The 5457-nt window shown below is 61.7% G+C and carries 7 protein-coding genes; 4 read left to right on the forward strand and 3 right to left on the reverse strand.

The window, feature by feature from the left end:
• Window positions 1–64 precede the first annotated feature (64 nt).
• Window positions 65–529 carry an SRPBCC family protein gene (locus tag ABYV89_RS14140; protein WP_432823583.1) on the forward strand — a complete coding sequence of 155 codons (465 nt, stop codon included), beginning with the start codon at window positions 65–67 and terminating at the stop codon, window positions 527–529.
• Window positions 530–575: 46 nt separating this feature from the next.
• A complete protein-coding gene (locus ABYV89_RS14145; protein ID WP_432823584.1) occupies window positions 576–1808 on the forward strand; it encodes a GGDEF domain-containing protein in 1233 nt (410 codons plus the stop codon).
• On the opposite strand, the gene ABYV89_RS14150 is transcribed toward ABYV89_RS14145, so the two are convergent.
• The 3 genes from ABYV89_RS14150 to ABYV89_RS14160 form a co-directional block, all read right to left on the reverse strand.
• Window positions 1805–2512, reverse strand: a complete 708-nt coding sequence (locus ABYV89_RS14150; RefSeq protein ID WP_432823585.1) for a 16S rRNA (uracil(1498)-N(3))-methyltransferase — start codon at window positions 2510–2512, stop codon at window positions 1805–1807. The genes ABYV89_RS14145 and ABYV89_RS14150 overlap by 4 nt on opposite strands.
• A 394-nt stretch (window positions 2513–2906) precedes the next feature.
• On the reverse strand, window positions 2907–3959 hold the full coding sequence (locus ABYV89_RS14155) for an SAM-dependent methyltransferase (protein ID WP_432823586.1): 1053 nt from the start codon (window positions 3957–3959) through the stop codon (window positions 2907–2909).
• Window positions 3956–4411: a DUF1499 domain-containing protein gene (locus tag ABYV89_RS14160; RefSeq protein ID WP_432823587.1), complete on the reverse strand. Its 456-nt coding sequence runs from the start codon at window positions 4409–4411 to the stop codon at window positions 3956–3958. The genes ABYV89_RS14155 and ABYV89_RS14160 overlap by 4 nt, the downstream gene beginning before the upstream one ends.
• Before the next feature lie 146 nt (window positions 4412–4557).
• Between ABYV89_RS14160 and ABYV89_RS14165 the strand changes: the two genes are divergently transcribed.
• Both ABYV89_RS14165 and ABYV89_RS14170 read left to right on the forward strand, forming a co-directional pair.
• Window positions 4558–5124: a chalcone isomerase family protein gene (locus ABYV89_RS14165; protein ID WP_432823588.1), complete on the forward strand. Its 567-nt coding sequence runs from the start codon at window positions 4558–4560 to the stop codon at window positions 5122–5124.
• A gap of 1 nt (window position 5125) precedes the next feature.
• On the forward strand, window positions 5126–5457 hold a 332-nt coding region (locus tag ABYV89_RS14170), incomplete at its 3' end, for a DUF1475 family protein (RefSeq protein WP_432823589.1).

A 5457-nucleotide genomic window follows, 5' to 3' on the forward strand; every position in this document is an offset into this window, starting at 1 on the left:
CCGGCAATATTCAGTTCGAGGCCACCCGCTACACCCCCTTCATCGCCCACCGCCAGGAGGATTGATGGAAAAGCCGGCAAGCCACAGCTATTACGACAGCCTCACCATCCCCTTGCCGATTGAAGAGGTCTTCGCCTTTTTCGCCGACGCCGGCAACCTTGACCGCATCACCCCGCCCGAGCTGCATTTTCGTATTCTGACTCCGCAGCCGATCGACATCCACCGGGGGACCCTGATCGACTACCGGCTGCGCCTGTTCGGCATCAGCTTCGACTGGCGCACCGAAATCACCCAATGGGAACCGCCGCACCGCTTTGTCGATGAGCAGCTCCGCGGGCCGTACCGCAGGTGGGTGCACAGCCATCGGTTCCATGAAGCCGACGGACAGACGACGGTCGAAGACGAAGTGCGCTACCAGCTGCCGCTGCGCCACCTCGGCGAACTGGCCGAGCCGATGGTTCGCGCCCAGCTGCAGAGGATTTTCAGCTACCGTAAAAAAATGATCTGTAGTATCCTCAGCCCTCAGTAAAAAACCCCGCACTTCGCGGGAAAACCCTGAACACCAAGGTGCCGACATGACCGAAGAAAAACCGGCCGATCACGAACTGAGCCACATCGACCCACAGGGCCTGCTGCGGCTGATGAGCCTGGTAGCGGTCATTTCCATAATCGTCATCATCACCGTCGCCAGCTTCGGCATCTACGAGGTATTTCAGCGACACATCATTCGCGGGGCGGAGGATGACGCCGTCAGCCTGAGCGAGCTGATCCTGGCCCACGAAAGGAAAAACCTCTCCGGGCCTGCGCAAAAGGACGCACTCTCCATCACGCCGCAGAACATCAGTCGCCTCGATCGCCGTTTCCGCTCTTTTCTGAAGCCCTTCAACATCGTCAAGATCAAGATCTACGACCGCGAGCGCCGGATCATTTACAGCACCGACCCTTCGATCATCGGCCATATCGACGACACCAACCCGCGGCTCGACAACGCCCTGGCGGGGCACAACGATTCGAAGCTGGAAAACAAGGAGTCGGTCATCGACCTGGCGGAAGAACAACAGATCGACGTGGACGTGGTGGAAACCTACGTTCCCATCCGCTCGGCCCAGGGGGACGTTATCGGCTGCTTCGAGATTTATGCCGATGTTACCCGCTATCGCGGCGAGATCAACGGGGGGGTGATCACCTCGGCGCTGCTGCTCACCCTGATCCTGGCCGCCGTCTGCGGCGCCTCGTACCTGGTGGTTCGCAAGGGGACCAACCAGCTGCGACTGGCCCAGGACAGGCTCCGGCACCTGGCCACCATCGACCCGCTCACCGGCGCCTTCAACCGGGGGGAAATCCTCTCCCGCGCCCGCAAAGAGACTTCCCGCCTGCGCCGCAGCGGCGAACAGACACCTTCGCGTTCCATCGCCCTGGTCATGCTCGACCTTGACCGCTTCAAGAACATCAACGACACGCTCGGCCACATCGCCGGCGACCTGGTATTGCGCCAGGTGACTCGCCGCATCAAGCTCGAGCTGCGCGACTACGATCTCTTCGGCCGCTACGGCGGCGAGGAATTCCTGGCGATATTGCCAGCAACGAACCTGTCCTCCGCTGTATCGGTGGCAGAGCGCATGCGCCGGGCCGTGGGCGACACCCCGTTAGACATCGAAGGGCAGAGCCTGCAGGTCACTGTCAGCCTGGGCGTTGCGGTCATCAGCGGTGAAGCTCTCGATCTGACCGGGGCCCTGAAAGAGGCCGATGAAGCCCTGTATCGGGCCAAAAATGCAGGGCGGAACCGGGTCTGCAGCGAAAAAGCTTAGAATAGGCGGGAAAGGACCGCCGGAACGGCGGTTTCGACGCGCAGGATGCGCTCGCCCAGCGAGATGGGAACAAAGCCGCACTCGGACAGCTTGTCGACTTCGTAAGGGATGAAGCCCCCTTCGGGGCCGATGGCCAGGGTAACCGGGCCGGAAAGACCACTGGGACAGGGCCCCGCGGCAACCGGGTGGGCCACCAGGCAGGTGGTGCCGGCACAGAGCTCCGGCAGCTCATCCTCGACCAGGGGCCTGAACCGGGGGCGCAGCAGCACTTCGGGCAGAACCGTGTCGCGGGCCTGCTCCAACCCCAGCACCAGCGGTTCCTGCAGATTATCCCCGGCCAGCACCCGGCTCTTCCAGAAACTTTTCTCGACCCGTGCTGAGTTCATCAGCACGATCCGCGCCACCCCCATCGACGTCGCCGCCAGCAGCACCCGTTTGAACACCGGCGGCCGCGGCAGCGCGAGCAGCAGGGTCACCGGCAGCTTAGGGGGCGGCTGCCGCTCAAGCACCACCTCCATCTCCAGCACGTCCTTGTCCAGCCGTGCGACCCGGCCGCGACCGATCATCCCCCCGCAAAGCCCGACGCACAACTCCTGACCGACTTCGGCCCGATGGACCTCCAGCACATGCTGCAGCCGTCGTCCGGTGAGTCGCACCAGGCCATCGTTAACGAAATCCTCTTCAAACAGAAGTATCAGGTTCATAACCCCCTCTTATCGCATTAATGGATCGATTCGTCAGCCATTTCTGCCCACCGGAACAACCGAGCAACATTAAACCATCGGCGCCGCTGCAATCAACTCAAACAAGGCAGATACGACAACAAACGCTGGAATTTTGCTACAAAAAGGATTTTGCAAGACGCCGACAGCATCCAAGCGCTGAACGGCGGGAACCGGATATTGATAGAATGGTCCTGGGGAAGTATTTACGAATCTTCTGATCTCCAATTCGAATGATCAACTCGAAAAGATCACCGTCGTTTCTAGCGTAAACTTGAGCCCCTGTCCTCGATGGGACAGGGGCTTCGTTTATTTCGGCCACCAAGCGGCATTTTTCCATTGCCTGGCTCTTCCCGTTCCAATCTCCCCGGTTGTCTCAGCTGTCCGCCAAGTTCATTCGACCATGTTTTCTGAGCAGGTAATGGGCCACGAACCACTCGTTGCCGCCGTTGAATCCGAACAGTTCGGCGCACGCCATGAAAAAGACCCGCCAGCGTCGGAACCAGATATCGGCGTCGGCTCCGTAGACCTTGTCGAAAATCGGCAGAATCTGCTCACGCCGTTCATCCTGGCGCCGCAACCAGTGTTCGCAGGTCTTCCGGTAGTGCAGACCATTGACCCGCCAGTGGTCCTGGACGATCAGGTTATTGTTGCAATAGAAGAGGAGATGGTCCGACGGCATGATGCCGCCGGTGAAGAAGTAGCGCCCCATCCAGTCGTCCGCGCCGTCGGTTTCGAAAAAGTAGGCCAGTTCCCGGTGGCAGAAGATGTGGACGAACAGCCGCCCGTCATCCTTCAGCCAGCCGGAGATGCGGCGGAGCAGTTCGGGGTAGTTGCGCATATGTTCGAACATTTCCACCGAAACGATCCGGTCGAAGGTCTCAGCGCTGGAAAACTCGTTCATGTCGGCGGTAATGACCCGAACGTTGGCGAATCCGCGCTCCCGACAGGCGGCTTCGATCAACTCGCGCTGGGGCGCCGAATTGGACACCGCGGTGATGCGGGCCCGGGGATAGTGCTCGGCCATCCACAGGGTCAGGGAACCCCACCCGCAGCCCAGCTCCAGGATATCCATGCCGTCGGCCACCGCCGCCCGCTGGCAGGTCAGCCGCAGCATGGCCTCTTCGGCGGCGGCCAGGTCGTCAACCCCGCCTGGAAAGAGGCAGCAGCTGTATTTGCGCCGCGGGCCCAGGACCTGGACAAAGAATTCCGGCGGCAATTCGTAGTGCTGGCGATTGGCGGCATCGACCGCCAACGCCAGGGGACCGTCCCGGAGGTGCTCCAGAAACGCCCGCTGCCGTTGCCGCCTCGCCTCGACGTCACCGCGCCCCTCGGCGGCCAGTCGCACCCGCAGCAGGTGCCGAATGCCCAAGCGGATAAGGGCATCGGGGAGCAGACCGCGCTCCATGGCCGACAGCAGAACGTTCATGGGGAGCTCCCGGCCTGACCGAATGCGCGCCTAATCTCTTCGATTCGGCGCCGATTCTTCCCCAGGTCGGAATAGCCCAGCCGGGAGGCCGACCTGACCGCTACCGCCTGCTGTTGACGATCGAGCAGAAATTCGCCGTCATCGACAAAGAAGGTGGTCGAGAATTCGACGCGAAGGTAATCGTCCGTCTGATCGATGATCATGGCGTCCTTTCGCTCCCGCAGTACCTGCACCAGGCGGGCGAAAGCCGCCTCTGCGTCACCGGAGAAGGAAAGCGGCGCGATCCGCTGGCCTTCGCTTTCGACCTGACTGGAAACGCAATTGGGGGATGCCGGGCAGGGAGCCAGCCGGCCATCCGTCACCCCCAGGTTGTTCGGCCTCTCGCCGGCACAGGCCGACAGCAATCCCAGGATACTCACTGCCAGCAACCAGCGGCACAGCCCCGTTTTCATGCTCGCTCCTTCCGATTCCCTTCTCTTCGCACGATTTGCTTTTAACTATAGCAAACCGGCGAAATCCCGCAGCGCACAGCCGTCCGGCCTGCGGTTGCGATCCCATCACCGGCTGCTAAACTTCCTTATAATCTTGAGGGTTACCTATGATCGCCTACCGGTGGTGGTGTTATGTTTTCTGTTTCATCCTCCTGACTCCAGGGGCCGCCGCCGGCCTGACGATTCAGGGGGTGACCTTTGCCGAGCAGATCCAGGTGGAAAGCACCCCCCTGCAGCTGCACAACGCGGCGCTGCTTCGCTACCTGCTGTTCATCAAGGCTTACGTGGCGGCCCTCTACCTGCCTGAGGGGGTTCCGGCGAGCCAAGCCCTCGACAACATACCCAAACGGCTGGAAATCAGCTACCTGGTTCCGATCCAGGGCAGCGACTTCGGCAAGGGGGCGGCGCCGGTGCTGGAGCGAAACCTGACGCCGCGGCAACTGGCTGGAATCCGCGAACGGGTGGAGCGGTTGAACGCCAGCTACCGCGACGTCAAGCCGGGAGACCGGTATTCCCTGACCTATCGCCCCGGCCAGGGGACGGAGCTGGCCCTGAACGGCAGTCCCCTGATCACCATCGAAGGAGAGGATTTCGCCGCGGCCTATTTCGGCATCTGGCTCGGCCGGGATCCCATCGACGAAAAACTCAAACGCGACCTGCTGGAGGGGAACTGACATGAAATCCCTGCTTAGCGCCATCTGCCTGGCCGTGCTGGCGGTGATGCTCTTCGTCACCCTCACCGCCTCGCTGCAACAGGATGTGTTCAGCGCCGGCCGCGAGCTCTGGCCCGACCCCTGGTTTCGGGCCACTTTGGCCGACGCCTACTTCGGTTTTCTCTTTTTCTGGCTCTGGGTGGCCTGGCGCGAGCGGGCCCCGGCCCGAGGCGCCCTGTGGTTCGTGCTCATCATGCTGCTGGGGAATTTCGCCATGGCAAGTTATGTGCTGCTGCAGCTGCGCCGCTGGCAGTCCGAGGAGGGGATTGAAAAGTTGCTGACGGGAAACCGGGC

Origin of the sequence: Trichloromonas sp. (genome assembly GCF_041583255.1) — a bacterium.
GTDB lineage: Bacteria > Desulfobacterota > Desulfuromonadia > Desulfuromonadales > Trichloromonadaceae > Trichloromonas.

What these genes read in the sequence shown, in the direction of transcription:
- ABYV89_RS14140 (WP_432823583.1), top strand. Translation starts at nt 65, where the DNA reads ATGGAAAAGCCGGCAAGCCACAGCTATTACGACAGCCTCACCATCCCC.
- ABYV89_RS14145 (WP_432823584.1), top strand. Translation starts at nt 576, where the DNA reads ATGACCGAAGAAAAACCGGCCGATCACGAACTGAGCCACATCGACCCA.
- ABYV89_RS14150 (WP_432823585.1), bottom strand. Translation starts at nt 2,512, where the DNA reads ATGAACCTGATACTTCTGTTTGAAGAGGATTTCGTTAACGATGGCCTG.
- ABYV89_RS14155 (WP_432823586.1), bottom strand. Translation starts at nt 3,959, where the DNA reads ATGAACGTTCTGCTGTCGGCCATGGAGCGCGGTCTGCTCCCCGATGCC.
- ABYV89_RS14160 (WP_432823587.1), bottom strand. Translation starts at nt 4,411, where the DNA reads ATGAAAACGGGGCTGTGCCGCTGGTTGCTGGCAGTGAGTATCCTGGGA.
- ABYV89_RS14165 (WP_432823588.1), top strand. Translation starts at nt 4,558, where the DNA reads ATGATCGCCTACCGGTGGTGGTGTTATGTTTTCTGTTTCATCCTCCTG.